Source organism: Streptomyces sp. LBL (genome assembly GCF_029893585.1).
Taxonomy (GTDB): Bacteria; Actinomycetota; Actinomycetes; order Streptomycetales; family Streptomycetaceae; genus Streptomyces.
In genome coordinates this window covers 24,116-47,676 of record NZ_JARXYX010000045.1, presented here as the reverse complement: position 1 = coordinate 47,676, position 23,561 = coordinate 24,116, and the positions used below count along the sequence as shown (strand labels likewise).

At 70.1% G+C, this 23,561-nt stretch carries 22 protein-coding genes, 4 tRNA genes, 1 other RNA gene and 1 pseudogene; 17 read left to right on the top strand and 11 right to left on the bottom strand.

Translation table 11 applies throughout. The annotated features are described in order from the left end of the window. The first annotated feature begins 189 nt into the window (after positions 1 to 189). The 8 genes from M2271_RS38005 (at position 190) to M2271_RS37970 (ending at position 5,032) form a co-directional block, all read left to right on the top strand. Positions 190 to 507, top strand: coding sequence for an Lsr2 family protein (locus tag M2271_RS38005; protein ID WP_280892024.1), 318 nt, complete (start codon positions 190 to 192; stop codon positions 505 to 507). Between the two features lie 127 nt (positions 508 to 634). After that, a tRNA-Gly gene (locus M2271_RS38000) sits at positions 635 to 706 on the top strand. Between the two features lie 80 nt (positions 707 to 786). Continuing rightward, a tRNA-Gly gene (locus M2271_RS37995) sits at positions 787 to 859 on the top strand. Positions 860 to 1,069: 210 nt separating this feature from the next. Beyond that, the gene (locus M2271_RS37990) at positions 1,070 to 2,071 is read left to right on the top strand and encodes an ABC transporter ATP-binding protein (RefSeq protein WP_280892023.1); all 1,002 of its coding nucleotides are present in this window, start codon (positions 1,070 to 1,072) and stop codon (positions 2,069 to 2,071) included. After that, positions 2,068 to 2,844: an ABC transporter permease gene (locus M2271_RS37985; protein WP_280892022.1), complete on the top strand. Its 777-nt coding sequence runs from the start codon at positions 2,068 to 2,070 to the stop codon at positions 2,842 to 2,844. The genes M2271_RS37990 and M2271_RS37985 overlap by 4 nt, the downstream gene beginning before the upstream one ends. After that, entirely contained in the window at positions 2,844 to 4,325 is a 1,482-nt protein-coding gene (locus M2271_RS37980; protein WP_280892021.1) for a histidine kinase, read from the top strand. The genes M2271_RS37985 and M2271_RS37980 overlap by 1 nt, the downstream gene beginning before the upstream one ends. Beyond that, on the top strand, positions 4,322 to 4,936 hold the full coding sequence (locus M2271_RS37975; protein ID WP_280892020.1) for a response regulator transcription factor: 615 nt from the start codon (positions 4,322 to 4,324) through the stop codon (positions 4,934 to 4,936). Before M2271_RS37980 ends, M2271_RS37975 begins: the two co-directional genes overlap by 4 nt. A gap of 23 nt (positions 4,937 to 4,959) precedes the next feature. After that, positions 4,960 to 5,032, top strand: a tRNA-Gly gene (locus M2271_RS37970). A 332-nt stretch (positions 5,033 to 5,364) separates the two neighbouring features. On the opposite strand, the gene M2271_RS37965 is transcribed toward M2271_RS37970, so the two are convergent. The 6 genes from M2271_RS37965 to ffs form a co-directional block, all read right to left on the bottom strand. Next, the gene (locus tag M2271_RS37965; protein WP_280892019.1) at positions 5,365 to 6,264 is read right to left on the bottom strand and encodes a phosphoribosylaminoimidazolesuccinocarboxamide synthase; all 900 of its coding nucleotides are present in this window, start codon (positions 6,262 to 6,264) and stop codon (positions 5,365 to 5,367) included. An 85-nt stretch (positions 6,265 to 6,349) separates the two neighbouring features. Further along, entirely contained in the window at positions 6,350 to 7,867 is a 1,518-nt protein-coding gene (locus tag M2271_RS37960) for a N,N-dimethylformamidase beta subunit family domain-containing protein (protein WP_280892018.1), read from the bottom strand. A 282-nt stretch (positions 7,868 to 8,149) separates the two neighbouring features. Next, positions 8,150 to 10,174: a hypothetical protein gene (locus tag M2271_RS37955; RefSeq protein ID WP_280892040.1), complete on the bottom strand. Its 2,025-nt coding sequence runs from the start codon at positions 10,172 to 10,174 to the stop codon at positions 8,150 to 8,152. Between the two features lie 418 nt (positions 10,175 to 10,592). Then, positions 10,593 to 11,870: a phosphoribosylamine--glycine ligase gene (gene purD / locus M2271_RS37950; RefSeq protein WP_280892017.1), complete on the bottom strand. Its 1,278-nt coding sequence runs from the start codon at positions 11,868 to 11,870 to the stop codon at positions 10,593 to 10,595. 214 nt (positions 11,871 to 12,084) lie between these two features. Next, positions 12,085 to 14,631 carry a DNA polymerase III subunit gamma and tau gene (locus M2271_RS37945; RefSeq protein ID WP_280892016.1) on the bottom strand — a complete coding sequence of 849 codons (2,547 nt, stop codon included), beginning with the start codon at positions 14,629 to 14,631 and terminating at the stop codon, positions 12,085 to 12,087. A gap of 70 nt (positions 14,632 to 14,701) precedes the next feature. After that, an RNA gene (ffs, locus tag M2271_RS37940) (signal recognition particle sRNA small type) lies at positions 14,702 to 14,798 on the bottom strand. Between the two features lie 71 nt (positions 14,799 to 14,869). Between ffs and M2271_RS37935 the strand changes: the two genes are divergently transcribed. The 6 genes from M2271_RS37935 (at position 14,870) to M2271_RS37910 (ending at position 18,830) form a co-directional block, all read left to right on the top strand. Beyond that, positions 14,870 to 14,957 (top strand) — tRNA-Ser (locus M2271_RS37935). A gap of 210 nt (positions 14,958 to 15,167) precedes the next feature. Next, entirely contained in the window at positions 15,168 to 15,641 is a 474-nt protein-coding gene (locus tag M2271_RS37930) for a hypothetical protein (protein WP_280892015.1), read from the top strand. After that, complete coding sequence (locus M2271_RS37925) at positions 15,638 to 16,300, top strand: hypothetical protein (protein WP_280892014.1); 663 nt, start codon at positions 15,638 to 15,640, stop codon at positions 16,298 to 16,300. The genes M2271_RS37930 and M2271_RS37925 overlap by 4 nt, the downstream gene beginning before the upstream one ends. Before the next feature lie 248 nt (positions 16,301 to 16,548). Then, the gene (locus M2271_RS37920) at positions 16,549 to 18,102 is read left to right on the top strand and encodes a helicase-associated domain-containing protein (RefSeq protein WP_280892013.1); all 1,554 of its coding nucleotides are present in this window, start codon (positions 16,549 to 16,551) and stop codon (positions 18,100 to 18,102) included. Positions 18,103 to 18,195: 93 nt separating this feature from the next. Further along, positions 18,196 to 18,411 carry a type II toxin-antitoxin system VapB family antitoxin gene (locus M2271_RS37915; protein ID WP_280892012.1) on the top strand — a complete coding sequence of 72 codons (216 nt, stop codon included), beginning with the start codon at positions 18,196 to 18,198 and terminating at the stop codon, positions 18,409 to 18,411. Beyond that, the gene (locus M2271_RS37910) at positions 18,408 to 18,830 is read left to right on the top strand and encodes a PIN domain nuclease (RefSeq protein ID WP_053752750.1); all 423 of its coding nucleotides are present in this window, start codon (positions 18,408 to 18,410) and stop codon (positions 18,828 to 18,830) included. The genes M2271_RS37915 and M2271_RS37910 overlap by 4 nt, the downstream gene beginning before the upstream one ends. A gap of 38 nt (positions 18,831 to 18,868) precedes the next feature. On the opposite strand, the gene M2271_RS37905 is transcribed toward M2271_RS37910, so the two are convergent. The 4 genes from M2271_RS37905 to M2271_RS37890 all read right to left on the bottom strand — a co-directional run bounded on the left by M2271_RS37905 (position 18,869) and on the right by M2271_RS37890 (position 21,342). Beyond that, positions 18,869 to 19,591, bottom strand: a complete 723-nt coding sequence (locus M2271_RS37905) for a hypothetical protein (RefSeq protein WP_280892043.1) — start codon at positions 19,589 to 19,591, stop codon at positions 18,869 to 18,871. A 197-nt stretch (positions 19,592 to 19,788) separates the two neighbouring features. Then, a complete protein-coding gene (locus M2271_RS37900) occupies positions 19,789 to 20,202 on the bottom strand; it encodes a DNA-binding protein (protein WP_280892011.1) in 414 nt (137 codons plus the stop codon). Then, on the bottom strand, positions 20,184 to 20,468 hold the full coding sequence (locus M2271_RS37895) for a hypothetical protein (protein ID WP_280892010.1): 285 nt from the start codon (positions 20,466 to 20,468) through the stop codon (positions 20,184 to 20,186). The genes M2271_RS37900 and M2271_RS37895 overlap by 19 nt, the downstream gene beginning before the upstream one ends. Before the next feature lie 466 nt (positions 20,469 to 20,934). Continuing rightward, entirely contained in the window at positions 20,935 to 21,342 is a 408-nt protein-coding gene (locus M2271_RS37890; RefSeq protein WP_280892009.1) for an arsenate reductase ArsC, read from the bottom strand. Between the two features lie 91 nt (positions 21,343 to 21,433). On the opposite strand from M2271_RS37890, the gene M2271_RS37885 reads away from it, so the two are divergent. Further along, a complete protein-coding gene (locus tag M2271_RS37885; RefSeq protein WP_280892008.1) occupies positions 21,434 to 21,742 on the top strand; it encodes a metalloregulator ArsR/SmtB family transcription factor in 309 nt (102 codons plus the stop codon). Beyond that, the gene (locus M2271_RS37880) at positions 21,739 to 22,518 is read left to right on the top strand and encodes an MIP/aquaporin family protein (protein ID WP_280892007.1); all 780 of its coding nucleotides are present in this window, start codon (positions 21,739 to 21,741) and stop codon (positions 22,516 to 22,518) included. The genes M2271_RS37885 and M2271_RS37880 overlap by 4 nt, the downstream gene beginning before the upstream one ends. Before the next feature lie 103 nt (positions 22,519 to 22,621). Here M2271_RS37880 and M2271_RS37875 read toward each other — a convergent pair whose 3' ends face one another. After that, the gene (locus M2271_RS37875; protein WP_280892006.1) at positions 22,622 to 22,990 is read right to left on the bottom strand and encodes a metalloregulator ArsR/SmtB family transcription factor; all 369 of its coding nucleotides are present in this window, start codon (positions 22,988 to 22,990) and stop codon (positions 22,622 to 22,624) included. Between the two features lie 263 nt (positions 22,991 to 23,253). Here M2271_RS37875 and M2271_RS37870 point away from each other — a divergent pair. Further along, a pseudogene (locus tag M2271_RS37870) lies at positions 23,254 to 23,556 on the top strand (flavoprotein); the annotation flags it as partial. Between the last annotated feature and the right edge of the window lie 5 nt (positions 23,557 to 23,561).

The window sequence follows — 23,561 nt, the reverse complement described above, 5'->3', positions numbered from 1 at the left end:
TCGATGCACGACAGGTATTGCGCCGGAGACACGCGGGCAGATTTAGTCGGGCTTCACATTGCAATGCCGGGCACTGTACAAATGAATTAGCAATAGCCGATACTTTGCCCATTAACAAGCGAACAGTCGGCATCTCCCAGACGTCTTGGCACGTCATCGCAGAGGTGTCGCACGAAGGGACCGATATTCGTGGCGCAGAAGGTCGTGGTCACTCTCTTTGACGACATCGACGGCTCGGAAGCGGCGGAAACGATCGCCTTCGGACTCGACGGCAAGTCGTACGAGATCGACCTGAACCAGGTCAATGCCAAGAAACTGCGTAAGGCGCTCGAGCCGTACGTGGACGCCGGCCGCAAGCGGTCGAGGTCGGGCAAGACGTACCGGCAGACGGAGGTCGCACCCGACCCGGCGGCCGTCAGGGCCTGGGCCCAGGCCAACAAGATGGACGTCCCGGCCCGCGGACGCATCCCGAAGAAGGTGTACGAGGCGTTCACCGCCGCCCAGTGAGCCAGGGGCCGACGACCGGTCACCCGCCCCTCGGGACAACCGACTTGCGTTGCACCCCACCTGGTCAGCTAGAGTCTGGAGCACGCCGAGGGGCGAGGCCGAAAAAGCCCAGCCCAACGGAGTACATGCGGGTGTAGTTCAGTAGTAGAACATCCCCCTTCCAGGGGGAAGGCGCAGTGTGCAATTCCTGTCACCCGCTCTACACCGCCGACCCAGCCACAGTTGTGGATCAGGTAGGCTGGTGTTCGCGCCGGTCGGTGAGAGCCGATCGGAGGCAATGCGGACGTAGCTCAGTTGGTAGAGCGCAACCTTGCCAAGGTTGAGGTCGCCAGTTCGAACCTGGTCGTCCGCTCGGGAATGAGACCCCGGTCCACTGGACCGGGGTTTTTCCATGCCCACCTGGCTACGTCGTAGCCACGACGTAGCCACGACGTACGGGACTGCATGCCCGCGCGTCCGCTTCCTGCATGTCCGCGCCCCCGTTCCTCCGTCTGACATTTGTCATGCCGACTGATGACATCGCGCACTGATGCCGGACCCGTGGTGCCGGGACGCTGAAGGCATGGAAACCAACGAACACGAACACGTGATTGAGGTCACTGACCTCCGGCGTGTGTACAGGGGCGGGTTCGAGGCGGTGCGCGGCATCACCTTCTCCGTTCGCAGCGGCGAGGTATTCGCGCTGCTCGGCACCAACGGCGCCGGAAAGACGTCCACCGTCGAACTGCTGGAGGGGCTTGCCCGGCCGGCCGGGGGCCGGGTGCGGATCCTCGGGCAGGATCCCCACGCCGAACGGGACGTCGTACGCCCGCGGACCGGGGTGATGTTGCAGGAGGGTGGCTTTCCGTCCGAGCTGACCGTCGCGGAGACCACGCGCATGTGGGCGGGCTGTGTGAGCGGGGCACGTCCGCCGCGGGAGGCGCTGGCGCTGGTCGGTCTGGAGCGGCGGGTCGACGTACGCGTCAAGCAGTTGTCCGGGGGTGAGCGGCGGCGCCTGGATCTGGCACTCGCGCTGCTCGGCCGGCCCGAGGTGCTGTTCCTGGACGAGCCGACGACCGGACTGGACGCCGAAGGGCGCCGGGAGACCTGGGAGTTGGTACGGGCGCTGCGCGACGGTGGTACGACGGTGCTGCTGACCACGCACTACCTGGAGGAGGCCGAGGGCCTCGCCGACCGGCTGGCCATCCTGCACGAGGGGCGGATCGCGGCCGCCGGGACACCGGCCGAGGTGACCGCCGCGCAGCCCTCCCGGATCTCCTTCGAACTGCCCGCCGGCTACTTCGTGGGCGACCTGCCGCCGCTCGGTGAGCTGGGGGTGGTCGGACACGAGGTCGAGGGGAACGTCGTACGGCTGCGGACGCGGGAGCTCCAACGGGCGGCCACCGGGGTGTTGGGGTGGGCCGAGCGGGCCGGGGTCGAGCTGCGGCGGCTGGATGTGCGGTCGGCCTCGCTGGAGGAGGCGTTCCTGAGGATCGCCCACGAGGCCTCTTCGGAGACGGCTGAGAAGTTCGCAGAAGACACAAAGGACGCAGAAGACACAAAGGACGAGGAGTACGCGGCATGAGCGAGGCGGTCACCACCCCGGCGGGGCGCGTCGCGGCGCTCGCGCGGGCCGAGCTGACGCTGTTCGGACGGAGCAAGGGCATGATCGTCACGGCGGTGTTCGTGCCGCTGGTAATGCCGCTCACCGCCCGCTCGGTGCTCGACGGCATGGACTTCAAGGGCTCGGGGCTGAGCCTCGGCCAAGTGCTACTGCCCGGGGCCATTGGGTTCTCGCTGCTGTTCGCCGTGTACACGGCGCTCGTGGGCGTCTTCGTCGGGCGGCGCGAGGAACTCGTCCTCAAGCGGCTGCGTACGGGCGAGCCACGGGACCAGGAGATTTTGGCGGGGGCGGCGCTCCCGGCCGTCGTCACCGGGCTGGTGCAGTCCCTGATCCTGGCGGTGGGCTGTACGGCCCTGCTCGACGTTCCTGCGCCGAAGGCTCCCCAACTCGCGGTGATCGGGGTGGTGTCGGGGCTGGTGATGTGTGCGGCGCTGGCCGCCGTCACCGCGAGCTTCACCCGTACCGTGGAGAGTGCCCAGGTCACCTCGATGCCGCTGCTGATGGTCTCCATGGCGGGCTCCGGGGTCATGGTGCCGCTGGAGTTGATGCCGGATCGGGTGGCACCCATGCTCGAACTGCTGCCGCTGTCACCGGTGATCACGCTCGTGCGCGGTGGCTGGACGGGTGAGCTGTCGCTGTACGAGGCGGTGGGCCCGGTGGTGACGGCGCTGGCCTGGACCGCCTTCGGCGTGTTTGCTGTACGGCGGTGGTTCCGGTGGGAGCCGCGGCGCTGATGGACGGGGGGAACCAGGTGCGCGGGCCGGCGCGGTGGTGGCGGGACAAGAGCACTCCGGCGAAGGTGGAAACGTACACACGGTGGTGCTTCCACTTCTTCACGCTGACCGAGGTCGTCTCCGTCGGGCCGCTGGTCCTCGGACTTGTGGGGGCGGGGCCGGCGACCTGGCCGACGGGCTGGCTGGCACTGATGGTGTGCGTGCACGGCGTCGTCTGTGCCATGACCGTGTCAGCGGCGCTGGACTGGACGCGCGGCCGACGTGAGCAACCGGTCAGGATGCTGTGGACCCTCGGCTCCGTCACCGCGGTGATCGCCGTGGCGGCCATCGGGATCGCCGAGCGCGGCCCGGAGGGTGACGGCGTCGAAAGCGCGGCGGCCGGGGTCTTCGTGACCGTGCTCGTCTTCGGCGCCGGCATCATCGCCCTCGGCGTCCGCCGTCGGCGGCGGGTCTTCGCGGTCGTGGCGGGCTTCGCGGCCGGCTCGGGGCTCGTGGCGTTCCCCATCGGCCTGCCCGGCCCCGCCACGCTGGTCATCGCGCTGAGCGTGCTGGCCGGCGCCGGGTTCCTCGCCATCACCTCGGCCTTCTCCGTCTGGCTCCTCGACGCCGTCTACGAACTCGACGAGGCCCGCGAGACCCGCGCCCGGCTCGCCGTCGCCGAGGAACGGCTCCGCTTCGGGCGCGATCTGCATGACGTGATGGGGCGGAACCTGGCCGTGATCGCACTGAAGAGCGAGCTGGCCGCACAGCTGGCGCGGCGCGGCCGGCCCGAGGCCGTGGAGCAGATGATCGAGGTGCAGCGCATCGCGCGGGAGTCGCAGCGCGAGGTGCGGGATGTCGTACGGGGATATCGGGAAGCCGACCTCGAAGTCGAACTCGCCGGCGCGAAGGGGGTGTTGACGGCTGCGGGGATCCGGTGCGAGGTGACCGGCGGCGCGGTGTCCGGGCTGCCGGCCGAGGTGCAGTCGGCGCTCGGGTGGGTGGTGCGGGAGGCCACCACCAATGTCCTGCGGCACGGGGATGCGGAGCGGTGCACGGTGGCGGTGCGGGTGACCGAGGGGCAGGTCGGGAACGGGGGTGCGGTGACAGGGCAGACGGTGGCAGGGCAGGCGGCCGAAGAGCAGGTCGGGAACGGGGGTGCGGTGACAGGGCAGACGGTGGCAACGCGGGCGGCCGAAGAGCAGGTCGGGAACGGGGGTGCGGTGACAGGGCAGACGGTGGCAGGGCAGGCGGTGGCAAGGAAGGCAATGGCACGGGGGACGGTGGCAGCGCGGGCGGTGCTGACCGTGGAGAACGACGGGGTGCGGTCCTCCGGTGGGAGCGGAGGGTCGGGACTCGCGGGGTTGCGGGAGCGGCTGGCGGCGGTGGACGGGACGTTGGAGGCCGGGTTCGTCGACGGGGGCGTGTTCCGGGTGGTCGCGGAGGTGCCGTTGAGCACGGTCGAGGTCGACGCCGGGGTCGACGCGGAGGTCGTGTCGTGACGACTCCGGTACGGCTGCTGCTCGCCGACGACGAACATCTGATCCGGGGTGCGCTCACGGCGCTGCTGTCCCTGGAGGAGGATCTGCTGATCGTGGCCGAGGCGGCCACCGGGCCGGAAGCCCTGGCGATGGCGCTCGCGCACCAGGTCGACGTCGCCGTACTCGATCTGCAGATGCCCGGCGCGGACGGTGTGAGGGTCGCCACATCACTGCGGACCGAGCTGCCCGACTGCCGGGTTCTGATCGTGACCAGTCACGGGCGACCGGGGCATCTGAAGCGGGCCCTGGAGGCGGGGGTGCGGGGATTCGTGTCCAAGACGGTCAGCGCCCAGCGACTCGCGGAGATCATCCGCACGGTCCACGCGGGAAACCGGTATGTCGACCCCGAGTTGGCCGCCGACGCGATCTCCGCCGGGGACTCCCCGCTGACCGGGCGGGAGGCGGAGGTGCTGGAGCTCGCCGCCGACGGGGCGCCCGTCGCGGAGATCGCCGAGCGGGCCGCGCTGTCGCAGGGGACCGTGCGGAACTATCTGTCGTCGGCCGTCTCGAAACTCGGGGCGGAGAACCGGCACGCGGCGGTGCGGCTCGCACGGGAGCGAGGTTGGGTATAGTTGCTCTCGCGCCACGGCGCACTGCGGACGTAGCTCAGTTGGTAGAGCGCAACCTTGCCAAGGTTGAGGTCGCCAGTTCGAACCTGGTCGTCCGCTCTTGTGGAGAAGACCCCGGTCATCATGACCGGGGTCTTCTCGTGCCGCCTGGTCCAGCTCGTGAGGGACCCCGGCCGGCCGGGGTCCCTTGCGTGTGGCTAGTGCCGCGGCAGGCAATGTTTGCCCGAGAAGGAGCGGCGTCATGGGGGTCCCCCCGCTCGAGCGCAGCCGAGAGTGGGGGAGCGTGCTATCGGCGTGCCGGGCGGAAGCCCTCGTACTGGATGTACGTGGGCTTTCGCCCGGTGCGGCGAGTGGGGGCACCTCCCACGCCCTTAAGGCAGTGGGGGAGCGTGCCAGGCGTCGCGACGGGGCGAACATTGCCTGTCGCGGCACTAGCTCCAGCTCATGCCGGTCAGGCGCTCGTACGCCTCCACGTACCGGGCGCGGGTCGCCTCCACCACCTGCTCGGGCAGCGGCGGCGGGGGCTGCTCGCTCTTCCGGTCCCAGCCGGACTCCGGCGAGGTCAGCCAGTCACGGACGTACTGCTTGTCGTACGACGGCTGCGCGCGGCCCGGCTCCCACTGGTCGGCCGGCCAGAAGCGGGACGAGTCCGGGGTGAGGACCTCGTCCGCGAGGACGAGCGTTTCGCCCTGGAAGCCGAACTCGAACTTGGTGTCCGCGAGGATGATCCCCCGGTCACGGGCGATGTCCCGGCCCCGCCCGTACACGGCGAGGGTCGCCTGCCGCAGGTGGGCCGCGGTGTCGGCGCCGACCTGACGGGCGACCTCCTCGTAGGAGACGTTCTCGTCGTGCTCGCCGACCGCGGCCTTGGTGGCCGGGGTGAAGATCGGGGCGGGGAGTTCACTGCCGTCGGTCAGGCCCTCGGGCAGGGCGAGGCCGCAGACCGTGCCGGACTCCTTGTACTCGAGCAGGCCGGAGCCGGTGAGGTAGCCGCGGGCCACACACTCGACCGGGACCATCTGGAGCGACGTGCAGACGAGGGTGCGGCCCGCCCAGTCGGCGGGGGCGCCGACGGGCAGTTCGGTGCTCAGGACGTGGTTGGGGACCAGGTCGGCGAGCTGGTCGAACCACCACAGGGAGAGCTGGGTGAGGACACGGCCCTTGTCGGGGATCTCGCTGGGCAGCACCCAGTCGAAGGCGGAGAGGCGGTCGCTGGCGACCATCACGAGATCGCCCGCCTCGTTCTGGTACAGGTCGCGCACCTTGCCGGTGTGCAGATGCACCAGGCCCGGAACCTGCAGCGGTTCGGGCTTTTCGACGAATCCGGACACGGTTCCTCCCCGTGGTTCTGTGCAAGTGGGTCGATTCTCCCGTACGCGGAGGAACGGCCTTGGGGTGGGGGTGCGCTGACGGAGCTCAGTCGCGTTTGCAGATGCGGTCCAGGAGGTTTGCGGTGGCACGCTGGACCCGGGTGTCGACGTGGCCGGCGCGGTCCAGTGACGGGGACCATGCGAACGTCCCGGATGCGAAGACCAGGGCGCCGGAGGGGGTGCTGTAGAGGGAGGTCTCCTGGTGGCGGAGCACGCCGTCGCCGTCGGTGTACGGGGAGTGGGCGAGCAGGATGCGCTCGTCATGCTCGGGCAGCGGGGCGCGCGGGAAGTAGCGGTCCGCCTCGCCGGCGACCAGGCCCTCGATCTCGTCGCCCTCGTGCGCGCCGGTCGCCTCCCACAACCAGTGGTCGGCGTTGCGGACGATCAGAGGACTGGGCTCGGGTACGCGGCCCGCGTACTGGATGCCGACCAGTTGCTGCTCGGGGCGGTCGACCTCCCGCCACAGCGCGGGCTTGCCCGGCCCCCTGCGCTTGCGGCAGGTGAGCAGACGGTCGGGGACACCGGACGGCGAAGGGGCCAATTCCACCTGCCAGTACATGGTGTTGGCGGAGAGGAAGACGAGGGACGTGCCGTGGTCACGGGCCCGCTGAACGGTGCGGCGCATGTTCGCCGACCAGTACTCGTCGTGGCCGGGGAAGACCAGACCGCGGTAGCGGGTGGGGTCGATGTGACCGGCGTGCAGGTCGCGGGCGTCGGCGTAGGCGAGGTCGTAGCCGTAGCGCTCGGCGAAACGGATGAAGTCGTAGGCGTGGCCGACGTGGATGGGCAGCCCGGCACCCGCGTACGGGCGGTCGAAGGAGACCGTCGTCGCCGCGTCCGCCTCCCCGAGCAGCTTCCCCTCATCGTCCCAGGCGTGGTAGAAGCTGGCGCCGGTGCGGCCGTCCTCCGGGTAGAGGTTGTACGCCTGCCAGGTCACGTCGGGCAGCAGGAGGAGCAGGTCCGCCGGGTCGTCGTGGCGGACGGTGAAGGGGACGTGGGAACGGTGGCCGTCCACCGTGGTGAGGACGGCGACATACGCGCCGACGCTCCAGTAGCTCGGGATCTGCAGGCGCCAGGACAGCCACCAGTGGTGACAGGAGATCGTGCGGTCGGCGGTGAGCGGATGCGGCTGGACGATGCCGGACAGGCGGGGGCTGGTGGTGATCTTGGCGGCGCCGTCACCGCCGTAGTGACCGATGCGGTAGATGTCGACGGCGAATTCCTGCGGCGGGTCGACGGTGATGTGGAAGTCGACGGCCTCTCCCGGCGCGACCGCGCCGGTGGAGATGAAGCCCTTGATCTGGCGGTGCACGTCGTCGGCGGAGCGGGGGCCTCCGGCGGTTCGGGGGGCCGGGACTCCGGGGCGCGCGGTGGTGTTCTCGCCGGTGGGCCACTGCTGGGCCGGGTCCACGTACCAGGGGACGACCTGGCCGGTGTCGTCGAAGTACGTCACGTTGCCGCGGAGCCAGGGCACGGGGCCCTGGCCGAAGGGGTCCGCCACGGCGTGCGCGAGTGCTCCCGACTCCCAGCGGCGGATCTGCCGCGGTCCAGCTTCCGACCCCATGACGCTCCCCTCCCTGGTGCCCCCGTTGGCGCATGTTTGGTGTGCGGTGTGCGCGTGTGGCGTTTGGCGCGTGTTTGGCGCGTGTTTGGCGCGTGGCGTGTGTCGTGTTCCTGCGGCGCCCTGCCACGCCTTGCCGCATCCTGACGCGTTCCTGTCATATGTCGCGAGCCCTTACCGTGTGCGCGATCGGTCCCAGCACATCACATTAGGCACACACGCTGTCACTGTTCGTTGCGAACTGACCGCAAGTGGAATGAGGGGATCCGAGAGAGGCGCGGGCGTTCAGCCGAGGCGAACCGGTTTTTCCGGGCGTATGCCTGATTCGATCAGCCAGGCCCGCAGGGGCGTCGGATTGCCGTCTTCGACGAGGCTGAGGACGCGGGAGGCCAGGTCGTTCGTCCGTTCACCGTTGACCATGAGCGACGGGCCGTCCAGCCAGTCGAGGCCCGGGGTCGCGCCGGCGTTGTCGATCGCGGCGCAGCACACCATCGCGGTGACGTGGTCGGCGAGCAGTTCCCGTCCGGTACGGGGCGGCTGCTGGGGGAAGAGCGTCAGCATGCCGTCGTCCCAGAAGGCCGTGTCGGGGCTGCCCTGTCCGGGTGCGGGTTGGGCCGCGCCTCCCCGCGGGACGGCCGCCGCCTCTTCCCGGGCGAGCTCGGCACTGAGCCGAGCGGCGAGTACGGCACCGCGATCGCTGCCGGGGGGGAGGTCCCGGGGGGCGTCCTGATCGTGGGGGTCGTGGGGGTCGTGGGGGTCGTGGGGGTCGTGGGGGTCGTCGTGGTGGTCGGCGTCGGCGTGGGCGCGCGGAGTTTCGTCGGATACGGCGGTGTAGCCGCCCGGGGCGTCCTCGCGTGCAGCGGTGTGGTTGCCCGGAACCTCGTCGCGTACGACGCCGTAGTCGTCGTCCGGGTTGGCGTGGCCCTCCGCTTCCGCCCCGGCCTGGGTGACGGCAGCCGCTGCCGCTGCCGCGTCGGTGTCGGCGTCGAGGCGGCAGGCCCCGTCCGACACGGTTGGTGTGCCGTCGGGGTGGGGGTTCGGGTCGGTCAGGTGGTCGATGATCCGGGCCAGCGTGGGGGCGACGAGGGCCGGGGACACAGACTCGGGGGAACGGCGGACGCCCAGGGTGTCGAGGGTGCGGTGCAGGCGGGCGGCGTCCGTGCGCCACTTGCGGTCGACGACCTCGTCCGGGTACTCCTGCCAGTCCACCGGCGACCAGTCCGGACCTGACTCCGCCGGTCCTCCATGGAAGAGGCGTGCGGCGAGGAGCGAGGCCGCCTCGTCCACCGCGCCGGGCTCTTCCAGCAGGTCACAGGCGGGGCGCTCGCCCAGCCGGGAGGCGAAGCCCTCGGCCAGCCGGTCCCGGCGGGACAACTCGGTCAGCGCCGCGACGACGCCCGCGTCCAGGCGGGAGGGCCAGCGGCCCATGCGCCAGGCGGGCAGCGCGACCTTCGTCAGCAGCCGGTCCCAGCCCGCGTACGCGAGGCCCACCTGCTCCTGGGCGACGATCCGCAGGCCGTAATCCACAGCCTGTGCACGCTCGGCCGCCACGGCGGCTACCCCGCGCTCCATCTCGGCGGCATGTCCGCGGCAGTTGCGCAGCAGAAGCCGGGCGACCCAGCCGACGCCCGCGAGCACCGTGCGGCTCACGGGGTCGCGGCCGGGGGTGGAGGCCACGGCCACGGCCGCGTCCAGGCCTCGTACGAAACGGCGGGCCGCCGCTATGTCGGGGTGCGCCGAGGGTCCCGTACCGGCGACGACCGGGGCGAGGACCGCGCGGAGTTCGCCGACGCGCATCCACCACAGGAACGGGGAGCCGATGACCAGCACGGGAGCGGCGGTGGGCCGGCGGTGGGCGCTGTGCACACCCGCTATCTCGTCCTGGCCCTCCCGCACGGGCGGCCCGTGGGCCGGGTGGGTGCGGTCCTCGAGCCAGCTGTCACAGTCCGGGGTGAGCGCTATGGCCGAAGGGGCGGGCACGTCGAGCCGGTCGGCGAGGTCGCGCACCAAGCGGTACAGGTCGGGCGCCGACTCCTCGGCGATCCGGACCGTCGGGCTGACGGCGGGACGGGCGCGGGAGACCACCAGGGCGATGGCGCCCGCAGCGAGCAGGACGAGGACGGCGGCCACCGCCGTCACCCACCGGGCCGCGTCCCAGCCGGGGCCCACCAGGTGCTCCGTGACACCGCCGGCCAGCAGCACCACGGCGATGGCCGCGGGCAGCAGCGCGACGGCCGACGCCCGGCCGCGGATGCGCAGGACAGCGAGTGCCCGGTGCCTCGCGGCCTGCGCGCCTGCCTCCACACCCATACCGGTCACGACCGGACCACACCCCCTCCCTGCTGTCCTGGCTGTCTGGCTCTCCTGGCGTTGCTCACTCCCCCACTGTGGCACCCACCACTGACATCGCAATGCCGGTGGGCCAAGTGCCGGAAAGCCTGCGCCGCACCCTAGTTGGGGTCCCGGCCCCCGTCAGCCGGATGGGGCATCGGTCACTCGATGGAATGGCTTTGGGGAAAGGTGGATGACGGAGAGCAAGGATCAGGCCCCGAATCCTGAGACGGATTCGGGGCCTGTCGGGTTTATCGGCGGCGGGGAGTTCGTCCGGATTTTCCACCGCCGGGGCGTGAGGACCTCGGGCAGTCAGGATCCCTGGCGGCGAGTTTCGCGGACGGGAGTATCCCGTGCGGTGAGGATCCCGGACGGTGAGGATCCCGAGCGGCGAGGATTACGCCTGTGCCGTCCCCGTCCCCGTCCCCAACCCCGCCGCCGTCGCCGCGATGTCCGTGCGGTGCTGGGAACCGTCGAGACGGACGCGGTCGACGGCCCGGTACGCGCGGTCGCGGGCCTCGGAGAGGTCCTTGCCGCTCGCCGTCACGGTCAACACGCGGCCGCCCGCGCTGACGACGGTGTCACCTTCCTGCCGGGTGCCCGCGTGCAGGACGTACGCGTGCGGGGCGTCCTCGGCGACCACCTCGTCCAGGCCCGTGATCGGGTCGCCGGTGCGCGGGGTGCCGGGGTAGTTGTGCGAGGCGATGACCACGGTGACCGCGGCCTCGTCGCTCCAGCGCAGGGGCGGCAGGTCAGCGAGGTTGCTCGTGGCGGCGGCCATCAGGACGCCGGCCAGCGGGGTCTTCAGACGGGCCAGGACGACCTGGGTCTCCGGATCGCCGAAGCGGGCGTTGAACTCGATGACCCGTACGCCGCGGGACGTGATCGCGAGACCGGCATAGAGCAGGCCGGAGAAGGGGGTGCCGCGGCGGTGCATCTCGTCGACGGTCGGCTGCAGGACTGTCTGCATGACCTCGTCCACCAGCTTCGGGTCCGCCCACGGCAGCGGGGAGTACGCGCCCATGCCGCCGGTGTTCGGGCCCTCGTCGCCGTCGAGTGCGCGCTTGAAGTCCTGGGCGGGCTGGAGGGGAATGACCGTCTCGCCGTCGGTGATGGCGAAGAGGGAGACCTCGGGGCCGTCCAGGAACTCCTCGATGACCACACGCTCGCAGGCGTTGGCATGTGTCTTCGCCGCCTCGAGATCACCGGTCACCACGACGCCCTTGCCGGCGGCGAGGCCGTCGTCCTTCACGACGTACGGCGCTCCGAAGGCGTCGAGAGCTCTCTCGACCTCCGCTGGGGTCGTACAGACGTACGAGCGAGCGGTGGGAACGTCCGCCGCCGCCATGACGTCCTTGGCGAATGCCTTCGAACCCTCCAGCTCCGCGGCCTCCTTGGAGGGGCCGAAGACGGGGATGCCGACCGCACGGACGGCGTCGGCGACCCCGGCGACAAGCGGCGCCTCCGGGCCTACGACCACCAGGTCGGCGCCGAGTTCCGCGGCCAGCGCGGAGACGGCCGCGCCGTCCAGGGCGTCGACCTGGTGCAGCTCGGCGACCTCGGCGATACCGGCGTTGCCGGGGGCGCAGTGCAGCGCGGTGACGTCGGGGTCGAGGGACAGGGAACGGCACAGGGCGTGTTCGCGGGCACCGCCGCCGATGACAAGGACCTTCACGGGGTCAGCCTAACGGGGTTTTTGTGCGGGGTTCCGAAGGGGTGGGGGGCGGTCGGTTGTGGGTTCCTCCAAGGAGGGGCCGACAAGGACAAGGGCTGCGGGCTGTCTGTCGGCTGCGGGCAACGGGCTGCGGGCTGCGGGCTGCGGGCTGCGGGCTGCGGGCTGCGGGCTGCGGGCTGCGGGCTGCGGGCAACGAGTCCGGCTCGAGGGCCCGCTACTCGTTCGTGAACTCCTCCACCACCGTCGCTCCCAGCTCCCGGACGATGAGTTCGTGGCCGGAGAGGGCCGACTCGTCGAGATCGGGATCGTCGTCCTCGGCAGTGTCGTCCTCGGGAGAGACCGGGGGCGGGCGTTCAGGGGAGGACCGCTGGGCGGCGGGGGCAGGAGCGGCCGCGGAAGCGGAGGATGCCGGGGACGGGGCGAGGACCGCGGAGGAGGCGCCCTGGGGAGGGGGCGTGCGCTCGGAGGCCGTACCTCCACCGCCGCCGTAACCACCACCGCCTCCACCGCCTCCACCGTAGCCACCAGCGCCTCCACCGCCCGCGCCGTAGCCGGTGCCGCCGCCTCCGCCGTTGTTGAAGCCGGGGGGGCCGCCGGTCGTCGGCGGTGCCGAGCCGCCACCCGACGGGTCGATGATCGCCTCGATCTTCCACTGCACGTTGAACTGCTCGGCCAGCGCCTGCCGCAGTACGTCCTCGCTTCCGCTGCTCGCGAAGTTGTCGCGGGCACCGGCGTTGATGAAGCCGAGCTGGAGGGTGGTTCCGTCGAAGCCGGTCACCTGGGCGTTCTGGCTGAGCAGGATCCAGGTGAAACGGCGACGGTTCTTGACCGCCTCGAGAATGTTCGGCCAGAGCATGCGGGGGTCCATGCCGCCGGCCGGGGGCACGTACGCGGCGGAGGCCGCGGATGTGGGTGCGGCGGTCGGAGCGGGGGCCGGGGAGGCGTGCGCGGGGGCGGGTGCGGACACGGGTTGGTTCGGTGCGGCCGCGGGGCGGCCACCGCCCGCGGGAGCGGCCGTGGGCCAGCCACCGGGCCGTCGAGCGCCGCCCGCGGGGGCCGCCGCCGTGGGCCAGGCGCCGGGCGCCTGGGCTGCGGCGACCGGAGGGGTGGCGGAGGTGGGCGTCGCTTGGGAGGGCTGGGGCTGCTCCGGCGACCGGGGCTGCCGGGGCTGTCCGTCGCCGGGGTGAGAGGGAGACGGGCCGACGGGTGACCCCGTAGAGCCAGCCGGACCGGCAGCCGCGCCCTGACCAGGACTGGCACCGACGCCCGCCCCGGCAGGCGTGACCTGGGCCTGGTGCTGGTCCTGGTCCTGATCCGGGGCCGGGGCCTGATCGGCGGCGCCCTGCCCCGAGGCTCCGCCGTACCCCGGAGCCATGCCCTGGCCACCCGCAGGCGCGCCCTGCCCGACCGGCGCGCCACTTCCGAGCCCGCCACCCCCCGGCGCACCCGAAGCCCGCACCGCGGCCCGGGCCGCAGCCGCCCCGCTACCGGACGGGGGCAGCGGTACGGGCGGAACCGGTGTGCCCATCCCCCCCGTTCCCCCGTGCGCCTCCGGCCCGGGCACGTACCCCATGGCGGGGGCGCCGCCACCCGCGGAGAAGTTCACGCCCCGTTCGACACGGTCGAGGCGAGCCATGACCGAGCGTTCGTCGCCGTAGGCGGCGGGCAGCAGCACGCGCGCGCAGATGAGTTCCAGCTGGAGGCGGGGCGAGGAGGCGCCGCGCATCTCGGTCAGGCCCTGGTTGAGCAGGTCGGCGGCGCGGCTGAGCTCGGCGGCGCCGAACGTGCCGGCCTGGGCCTGCATCCGCTCCACGACGTCGACGGGGGCGTCGATGAGCCCCTTCTCGGCGGCGTCCGGCACGGCGGCGAGGATCACCAGGTCCCGCAGCCGCTCCAGCAGGTCGGCGACGAACCGCCGGGGGTCGTTGCCGCCCTCGATGATCCGGTCGACGACCTCGAAGGCGGCAGCGCCGTCACCGGTGGCGAAGGCCTCGACGACGGAGTCGAGGAGCGAGCGGTCGGTGTACCCGAGCAGCGAAGTCGCCATGGCGTACGTCACACCGTCGGCCCCCGCGCCGGCCAGCAACTGGTCCATGACGGACATGGAGTCACGTACGGAGCCCCCGCCCGCGCGCACCACCAGCGGCAGTACGCCGTCCTCGACAGGGCTGTTCTCTCGCCCGCACACCTCGGCGAGGTAGTCCCGAAGCGTCCCCGGCGGCACCAGCCGGAACGGGTAGTGGTGGGTCCGCGACCGGATGGTCCCGATGACCTTCTCGGGCTCGGTGGTGGCGAAGATGAACTTGAGGTGCTCCGGGGGCTCCTCGACGACCTTGAGGAGCGCGTTGAAGCCCGCCGGCGTGACCATGTGGGCTTCGTCGATGATGTAGATCTTGTACCGGCTGCCGGCCGGTCCGAAGAAGGCCTTCTCCCTGAGGTCGCGCGCGTCGTCCACACCGCCGTGCGAAGCGGCGTCGATCTCGATGACGTCGATGGACCCCGGGCCGTTGCGCGCCAGGTCGCGGCACGACTGGCACTCGCCGCACGGCGTGGGCGTCGGCCCCTGCTCGCAGTTCAGACAGCGCGCCAGGATGCGTGCGCTGGTCGTCTTTCCGCAGCCACGCGGACCACTGAACAGGTACGCGTGGTTGACCCGGTTGTTCCGCAGCGCCTGCTGCAGCGGGTCGGTGACATGCTCCTGCCCGATGACCTCGGCGAACGACTCCGGGCGATAGCGGCGGTACAACGCGAGAGACGACACGCTTACGAGGTTATAGGCGCCCACTGACATCGGGCTCCGCCCGTCGGCCACTGCCCTCCGGCACCGGCAACGCAGACGCCCCCCACGCACCCGCCAGAGCCAACCTACCCTTGCTGCCTTCCGGCCCTGGGGGAGTTCAGTCAGATAGCGCCGCGTGAGGGGCTGCGCCAAGGCTACAGGATCTGAGCGGGGGGAACGAGTTCGCGAGCACTCCTCAACGTCTTGTATTGTTTGCCGCGGAGGATTCGCCTAGTGGCCTAGGGCGCACGCTTGGAAAGCGTGTTGGGGGCAACCCCTCACGAGTTCGAATCTCGTATCCTCCGCCATTGCTCTCACCGGGCAATACGTCGAAGGCCCCCGCAGCTTGCTGCGGGGGCCTTCGACGTTGGTGGTTGCAGTTGCCGGGAAGCGATACCGGCGGCGGTCGAGGTATCCGAGGTCCAGCCAAGCGGGGCTCCGCGTCTGCTCCGCAGGCCGACACGACTGTCACTCGACATGAGTAGAGTCCCGGCAACTGCAGCAGGAGTGGGGGACGCGTGGCCGTCGACTACGACCGGTACGAAGCGATCATGGCGCGACTGAGAGAAGAGTTGCCGAAGCTGGCTGAAGAGTTGGACCAGGAGGTTCGGCACGGGCGCGCAGTCTCGGAGAAGGACCTTCGGCAGGAGGGGAGGTACAACGAGCGGGCATCCCGATTGGCGGAGACTGAGCTGCCACCACTCGGGAGGAACGATGTCTCCGTGATCCCGTACACGGGCGACGAGCGCATCGAGCTGATCCGCGAGGCCCTCCTCACACTGGCAGAGACCATGTACGCGACGCGCAACTCAGCACTGAAGCTGACCATGGAGCGCCGGATGGAACCTGAGATCCGCTTCGGTGACCCCGAACTGGACGTTCCCTCTCGTGTTGATCTCCAGGAAGAGACAGAGAGCGCGCACATCGCGCTGCGAGCGGTGCAAGGACTGCTCGCTGATGACAGCGACTCCTGGCGGGGGGTCTCCCAGTGAGCAGAAGAGACGACCTGGTACAGGCCATCGAGTTGGCCATCGGCGCCCTGCAGCCGGTGTACCGAAACAAAGCGGACGAGTCTGACCTGTACGAGGCATCGCTGCTCACGCTTTGCCTCGAAGCGTCTACCGACGCCGGAGGAAGAGCTGTCCTCACACAGGACGGTGCCACCCCAACTGGTGTGCTCCACTTCCGCAGGTCCCCAGGAAACCTTTGGTCAGGCAGCTTCACCCACGCGCTGGTCAGTTTCCCTGACACTCCGAAGCAGCTAGAGATTCACCTGGGCGTGTACGTAGCCGGCCGGTCGAAAGTGGCACACGAGTGCGATGTGGCGATCATCGAGCACCAGGAGGCCGAACGCAGCCGCCAGGCTGCGGTACATCCGAGGAGCACTAAGGTCGTCGCCGCGATCGAGGCAAAGCACTACAGCGCTTCGCCTGGCCTACATATCGGTCGCAGCTTCCTCGGCCTGACCCAAGAGCTCGGCGACCGAGAGAGGTCGCTGGTATATCCGTCACGGAGTTCCGCAAACCTCGCAGGGCTCATCGCCAAGCGGCATAGCCAGGCGTACGGCGAACTTCTGCCAGGCTCTCCGGCAGCTGCGCGGCTCCGTTCGAGCCTCGACCAGGCGATTCGGAACTGGAAAGCCCACATCTGAGAAGAACATCCGTATTGCACCTGCCGCGTCCGTAGCCGGTCGCGGACGCGGCACGGCCGGGGGGAAGCTACTTGGCCAACGCCATGACGTTCTCCAGCAGGGCATGCAGGAGGCCCGCGGCGGGGAGGTGCCCCCGGACTCTGTCTTCGTACGGCATCCGCAGATCATGGGACTGCGCCATCCTTGGCCTTGGCGCCGAAGCGGCTTCGGCGCGCCTGTGACGTTCCCTGTCTGTCGAGGTGCACCTCATGAAGTCCCGATCGACGCTTGCGACTTGGCTGAGCGAACTCGACGGTTCCCGCCTGGCACGCGTACTCGCCATGCGGAAGGACGCAGCCTCCTCTCCGGAACCGCGCTCGGTGGGGGAGCTGGCGGACCGTCTCCAACGTCCGGGGTCCGTGGCACTCGTCCTGCCGCAACTCACGCTGCCGTGCTTGCAGGCCGCCGAGGCGCTGGCTGCCCTGGGGGCCCGAGTGCCGCTCACCCCCACCCGGGCGCGCGACGAAGACAACAAGGCGCTTCCCGCGCTCGCCGGTGCGCCTGACTGCGACGGCTGTCTGCAGGCCCGCCACGGGCTGCTCACCGCGGCAGCGGGGCTCCCGGCAGGACAGGGTGTGAAGGTCGCTTCGGAGCTGGGGCCGCTCGTGGCCTGGCACCGTCCGCTCGCCGACGACGCCTCGCCCCAGGACACGGCACCGTTCAGCACCGGGATCCGCGAAGGCGAACTGCTGGGCGTGCTGGCACGGGGTGCGCTGTCCCCGCTCGGTGCCCACCTGGCGGCCCACGCCGACGAAGATCTCGACATCACGGCCCGGCGGCTGCTGCCCCCCGCGACCACGACCGCCCGGATCGGCGCCGACCTCACCGCCGTCGTCACCGGCACCCCGTCCGCGCGACTCGCGGCGCTGCTGGATTCGATGGCCGACCGGGAGACCAGTGGCACGGCATCGGTATGGCGCTTCAGTGCCGGCAGTATCCGCCGGGCCCTGGACGCCGGCCGCACCCCGGACGACATCACAGCCGACCTGGTCGCCGGCTCCGCCACGGCCCTGCCACAGCCGCTGACTTATCTCATCGCCGACACCGCACGAGGTCACGGACGGGTGCGCATCGCCCCCGCGGCCTGTGTGATCCACGGCGACGAACCCGCGCTCCTGGCCGAACTCGCCGCCCACCGCGCACTGTCCAAGCTCGCCCTGCGGCAGCTCGCCCCGACCGTCCTGGTCAGCGGCAGCCCACCCGCGACGACTCTCGCCGCGCTCCGTGCTGCGGGCTACGCCCCGGTCGCCGAGACCGCCAGGGGAACGGTACGCATCGAAAAGCGCCTGTCACAGAGGGCCGCCGCTGCCGTCCCGCCCCCGCGAAGGAACGTCGGGCGGCGCGGGCCCCGGACCACCGCAACCCGGACCTCGGACATGCCCACCGACGCTGGGATCGACGTCCTGGCCGACCGGCTGCTCAAGGCCCCGCCGACCTCCCCCACTCTCGGCTTCGCTCGAGCGGGGGGACCCCCATCGGAACCCGACCCGTTCGGCAGCGGGGTGCCTTTCGCGACGGACACCGAGGAGATCGTCGCCGGCTACGCGAAGCACCTGTCGTACAGCGACGTCCGCCAGGTCGCCCATGCCATCGACACCGGTGCGGCCATCACGGTCGAGTACCTCGCCACCTCGGGCAACCGGACCGTACGCACCCTCAGCGACCTGGCATTCGCCCCGCCCTACCTCGACGCCTGGTGCCAGCTGCGCGAAGCGGAACGCGTCTTCACTCTCTCCCGCATCCATGGCGTGATGCCCGCGTAGGACTCGGCGGCCAAGGCCGGGTGCCCGGGTATACCACCCCGCGGGCACCTCACGAGATACACTTGACCCCACATTTGATATCAGGGAGGAAACATGAGTCGGACGGTTATCGACCTGGACGACGAACTGGTCGCGGACGTGGCGAAAGCCCTCGGGACGAACACCAAAAAGGAGACCGTCAACACCGCTCTTCGCGAAGTGCTGGAGAGCCGGCGTCGCGCCCTGGCACTCGCCCGGCTGCGGGCCGCGGCCGGGGACGGCGCGTTCGATCTGGAGCTGTTCGAGAACAAGGCGAACTACCGCCGGTGAACGCGGCCCAGTTCCTGATCGACACCAGCGCGCTTGCACGGTTCATGCGCGAGGACGCGGAGCAGTACGGCTGGGACCAGGCGGCAGCCGCCGGGCTCATCGCCACCTGCCCGATCACCGAGCTTGAGTTCTTCTACAGCGCCCGGTCGGCCGCCGACAGGGCGCGCGGCATCGAGGACATGCGGCTGATCTTCGGTTGGGTTCCCGTCGACGACCGCGCCTATGACCGCGCCTGGCAGGTCCAGGAAGCTCTCACCAAACAGGGAAAGCATCGCAGTGCGGGTGCGGTGGATCTCGTCGTCGCCGCGACGGCTGAGCTGCAAGGGCTCACCCTCCTGCACCGCGACCACGACTTCGCCTGCATCGCGGCAGTGACCGGCCAGGCTCTCCAGTGGTACGGCCCGGAGAGCGGCAAATAGGGGGCGATGGTTGCAGTTCTGGTTGCATTCACCTCCGTTCAGCACCATCCGGAACCTCCACCGCCACCCGTTCCACCGCAGGTCAGGACCCGAGCGTCTCCGAACCCCCGGACGAACATGTGGAAAGCGTGTTGGGGGCAACCCCTCACGAGGTCGAATCTCGCATCCTCCGCCAGTGCCTCACCGGGCACGATGTCGAAGGGCCCCACCGTTCGCGGTGGGGCCCTTCGACAGTTGTTGCGGACGTAGCGGGCCTGGACGGTGTGGACCTTGCCGGAGGCGCGGGTGATCGGGCTGGTGCCGGCGTAGTTCTTCCGGGCCTTCGCCGATGCGTAGCCTGCCAGGGAGCGAGCCCCCCACCGCCGCGCCATCGACCGCTCCAGCAGCACGGCCAGCGTCTCACCAGACAGCGACCGGGCACGCTCGCTGTCTGCCTCGGAGGCCGCGAGTGGTGTGTAACCGCCCGGTGACGACAGTTGTCGCCACGGCGGCGAGGCGCGGACCCGATCGCCGTACGTAACGCCTTCGGGCTCCGACTCACGACGGTCCCTTTTCGACACCTGCCGTGTGTCGAGCCAGCGGACGACGTCGGAGAGCCGGTAGTAATCCTGCTCTCCGGCTCGGCGCGCGATGGGGAAGTCGGCGTGGCGCCGTTCCCAGTTGGTGATCGCCGATCGCCTGACGCCGGCCAGGGCAGCGATCTCAGCCCGTGAAACGAGTCGCCCCTCTGTGTTCTGCTCACTGTTGTCCTCACTCGTCATGTCCCCGCCTTCACTGCGCCTGATGGATGCGATGAAGCGACCGTATGGAGGCCAGGTGAGCTCAGACAATTGCGCACTGCAGTGCGCAATTGCCTGAGCTGGCATTACTACCACCCCGCAGAACCCGCAGAACCCTCTCATGTGGCCCTGGAACAGCGCGCCGACGTTGCGCGTTCGAGGCGCATGAGCAACGCCCGTCACACAGCCACGAGGCGTACCTTGTCACCGCAGAGCTTCGTCATGTCGTCGAGGTCGGAAGTGAGCAGAACGACCGGCCGCCGTTGCCGCAGTGCCATCTCGGCCACGGCCGCATCGATGGCGTACTTGTGGCCGTGCAGCCCGGCATTGATGAGCAGGGCGGAAGCGGCCTTGGCTTCCTCGTCCCCGATGTGTGCGATCCGCACGCCCGACAGGATCCAGGCGAGACGAGCTCTGTCCGTCCGACGGTGCACGGCTTCGATGATGGTCAGTGCGCTGATCACCGTCTCCATGCCGCGCTTACGCGCTTCTGCGACCAAAGCGACGACAGGTGCGTGATCGCTGACGAGCTTCGACAAGCCCTCGCAGTCGAGAACCAGAGTGCCCTCGTGGCTCAGCTTACGGCGGGCCACTGGCCCTCCTCGGTGAATACCTCGTCGAAGATCTGGCGTGCCCGCTCCTGGTCCTGCTCAGAAACCGGACCCTTGCGGCGTTCGTAGTCCGCCAGGTACTCGTCCAGGATCTGGCCACGCAGCTCCCGCTCTACAGCTGCGGTGATGAATGCGGAGAACTCGCGCTTGCCCACCCGCTGACGGATCGCCTCGGCTGTGCCCTCCGGGAGAGAGAGGCTCACTCGGGTCGCCGGCCCCTCGCCAACGCTGTACGGCGTTTCAGTCATAGCCCGAGATTATCAAACAAGTAGGAATCCTGCGGCCGCTCTGCTCGCCCGGCCGTCGCAGGCAGGGTTCCAGCCACGCCTTGGTCTCAGTTTCGGTCTCGTTCAGCTCTGTTCGGCGGAGTCCTGAATCCCTCCACGGACCGCTCCACCGCAGGCCAGGACGCCCCCGGACGCCCCCCATCAGTCGGGCGAACAATGGGAAAGCGTGTTGGGGGCAACCCCTCACGAGGTCGAATCTCGCATCCTCCGCCAGTGCCTCACCGGGCACGATGTCGAAGGGCCCCACCGTTCGCGGTGGGGCCCTTCTCGTGCGTGGTCTCAGTTTTTGGTCTCAGTTGGCGTGATGGGACCGACTGGGTCGACGACTTCGGTGAACAGCGATCTGGTTCACCGTGCCGTGCTGGGAACCTGAGCAAGCGACAGCAATCTGCCCCCCCCCTCCGCGAGGCGTCGGACGCGGTCAGTGTTACGCCGGGACGCCGAGGTCGTCGAGGAGGCCGCGGACGCGGTGCTCGATGTCGTCGCGGATGGGGCGGACGTTGTCGACAGTCTGGCCTGCGGGGTCGTCCAGGGTCCAGTCGAGGTAGCGCTTGCCGGGGAAGACCGGGCAGGCGTCGCCGCAGCCCATGGTGATGCAGACGTCCGACTCCTTCACCGCATCCACGGTGAGCATCTTCGGAACCTCGGCGGAGATGTCGATCCCGACCTCGGCCATGGCCTCGACGGCGGCCGGGTTGACGCCGGCGCCCGGGTTGGAGCCGGCGGAACGGACCTCGACACGGTCCCCGGCCAGGTGGGTCAGCCACGCGGCGGCCATCTGGGAACGGCCGGCGTTGTGGACACAGACGAACAGCACGGAGGGCTTGTCGGACATCAGAGGTCTCTCTTGTCTCACGACGGCATCAGGTGCGATTGATATCAGCACCCAGTGATGTCAGCCACCACTGGTGTGAAAGTATCAGCCCATGATGACGTCAGTCGACACTGATCTGATCCGGGTTCTGGCGGACCCGCTCCGGCTCCGGATAGTGACCCTGCTCGCCAAAGAGACGCTGTGCACCACCCACCTGGTGGAGGAGACCGGCGCCCGGCAGACCAACCTCTCCAACCACCTGAAGGTGCTGCGCGAGGCCGGGGTCGTCGAGACGGAGCCGTGCGGCCGGTACATCTACTACCGGCTCAAGCCCGACGTCATCGCCTCACTCGCGGGCCAGTTCGCCGACCTGGCCGAGTCCGCTCGCACCGCAGCGGAGAACAAGAGGGCCTGCCCATGACCGCCGCCGAAGCAGCCCCGACCGCGGAATCCGCGACAACCGCTCCAGCACCCGCCTCCGTCGGGTCCGCGCCGGGTGCCACCCCGCCGCGTACCCCCCTGGTCGCCCGGGCCGCCGCCGAACTCATAGGCACCGCCCTGCTGGTGACGGTCGTGGTCGGCTCCGGCATCCAGGCCACCGAACTGACCAAGGACGTCGGCCTGCAACTGCTGGCCAACTCCACGGCCACCGTCTTCGGCCTCGGCATCCTGATCCTGCTGCTCGGCCCGGTCTCCGGCGCGCACTTCAACCCGGTCGTCACGCTGGCGGAGTGGTGGACGGCGCGACGTGGCGGTCCCGGGGTCACCCCGCGTGAGGTGGCTGTGTACGTGCCCGCGCAGATCGTCGGCGCGATCGCGGGCGCGATCCTGGCGGACGCGATGTTCGCCGAGCCCCTCGTGAAGTGGTCCATCCACGACCGCTCGGCGGGTCACCTCCTGCTGGGTGAGGTGGTCGCGACAGCCGGTTTGATCCTGCTGATCTTCGGGCTGGCCCGGGCGAACCAGCTGCGCTTCGCACCCATCGCGGTCGCCTCCTACATCGGCGCCGCGTACTGGTTCACCTCGTCGACGTCCTTCGCCAACCCGGCAGTGACGATCGGCCGCGCCTTCACCGACACCTTCGCGGGCATCGCGCCCGGCTCGGTCCTGGGCTTCGTCGGCATGCAAATCGTTGGCGGCGTGGTCGGACTGGCCCTGGTCGCACTCATCTTCATGCCCGGACGATCGGCCGAATGAGCCACAGCACGAGGAAGGTCTGGAACTCGACGCAGGCGCGCTCCGGTTGGACGCGGGCGACCCGCCGGTCAGTCTGCCGTCCCGGGCTCTGCGGCCTGGGGGATCAGTCGGCCCATGCCAGGAACTGGCTCATCGCGGCCACCACGGACGGTTCCACGCGGTAGTAGACCCAGGTGCCGCGCCGCTCGGAGGTGAGCAGCCCGGCCTCCTTGAGCTTCTTCAGATGGTGGGAGACGGTCGGCTGGGAGACGCCGACGTCGGAGATGTCGCACACGCACGCCTCGCCGCCCTCGTGCGAGGCGACCAGGGAGAACAGCCGCAGCCGCACCGGGTCGCCGAGCGCCTTGAACATCCGGGCGGTCTTCTCGGCCTCCTCGACGGTCAGCGGCCGTTCGGTGAGCGGAGGGCAGCACGGCGCCACGGCCTCGGAGACCTCGGGCTCAAGCAGCGGCAGCACCCTCGTATTCGACATGCGTCTATGTTGACACATGTCGAACCAGGGTGCGAGGCCGAGGGTGGACCGCATTGGCCGCTATACGCCGACCCGAGCCGGGCGAGCTGGGTGCGCACCGGAGCCCCAGTCCAGATTCGACATGTGTCTATGTTGACGAATGTCAATACAGGTGCCAGGCTACCCCTGAAGGACATCGACGAATATCGAAGCAAAGGGGAATCTCGTGGCCGTGTCCATCAACAACGTGCCCGCCACCGACCAACTGCCCGTCGTGGTTGTCGGAGCTCGCCCACCCGGAGAAGGATGTCTACCTGGTCGGCATGAAGTCCTATGGCCGCGCGCCCACGTTCCTCGCGATGACCGGCTACGAGCAGGTCCGCTCCATCGCCGCCGCACTCGCGGGCGACCAGGAGGCCGCCGAGCGCGTCGAACTCACCCTCCCGGAGACCGGCGTCTGCGGCGGCGCGGGCCTCTTCGACGACCCCGACGCCGCCCAGAGCAGCGAGGGCGGCGGCGGCTGCGCCGCCCCGGCCATCCTGCAGATCGGCATCGGCACCCCCGCAACCGCGTCCGGCGGCTGCTGAACTCC

Excerpts from the sequence above, each read along its gene's own strand:
- M2271_RS37885 (WP_280892008.1), top strand. The coding sequence starts at position 21,434 with ATGATGACGTCAGTCGACACTGATCTGATCCGGGTTCTGGCGGACCCG.
- M2271_RS37990 (WP_280892023.1), top strand. The coding sequence starts at position 1,070 with ATGGAAACCAACGAACACGAACACGTGATTGAGGTCACTGACCTCCGG.
- M2271_RS37875 (WP_280892006.1), bottom strand. The coding sequence starts at position 22,990 with ATGTCGAATACGAGGGTGCTGCCGCTGCTTGAGCCCGAGGTCTCCGAG.
- M2271_RS37980 (WP_280892021.1), top strand. The coding sequence starts at position 2,844 with ATGGACGGGGGGAACCAGGTGCGCGGGCCGGCGCGGTGGTGGCGGGAC.
- M2271_RS37960 (WP_280892018.1), bottom strand. The coding sequence starts at position 7,867 with ATGGGGTCGGAAGCTGGACCGCGGCAGATCCGCCGCTGGGAGTCGGGA.
- M2271_RS37955 (WP_280892040.1), bottom strand. The coding sequence starts at position 10,174 with ATGGGTGTGGAGGCAGGCGCGCAGGCCGCGAGGCACCGGGCACTCGCT.
- M2271_RS37915 (WP_280892012.1), top strand. The coding sequence starts at position 18,196 with ATGAGTCGGACGGTTATCGACCTGGACGACGAACTGGTCGCGGACGTG.
- M2271_RS37985 (WP_280892022.1), top strand. The coding sequence starts at position 2,068 with ATGAGCGAGGCGGTCACCACCCCGGCGGGGCGCGTCGCGGCGCTCGCG.
- M2271_RS37895 (WP_280892010.1), bottom strand. The coding sequence starts at position 20,468 with ATGACTGAAACGCCGTACAGCGTTGGCGAGGGGCCGGCGACCCGAGTG.
- M2271_RS37905 (WP_280892043.1), bottom strand. The coding sequence starts at position 19,591 with ATGACGAGTGAGGACAACAGTGAGCAGAACACAGAGGGGCGACTCGTT.
- M2271_RS37890 (WP_280892009.1), bottom strand. The coding sequence starts at position 21,342 with ATGTCCGACAAGCCCTCCGTGCTGTTCGTCTGTGTCCACAACGCCGGC.
- M2271_RS37880 (WP_280892007.1), top strand. The coding sequence starts at position 21,739 with ATGACCGCCGCCGAAGCAGCCCCGACCGCGGAATCCGCGACAACCGCT.
- M2271_RS37920 (WP_280892013.1), top strand. The coding sequence starts at position 16,549 with ATGAAGTCCCGATCGACGCTTGCGACTTGGCTGAGCGAACTCGACGGT.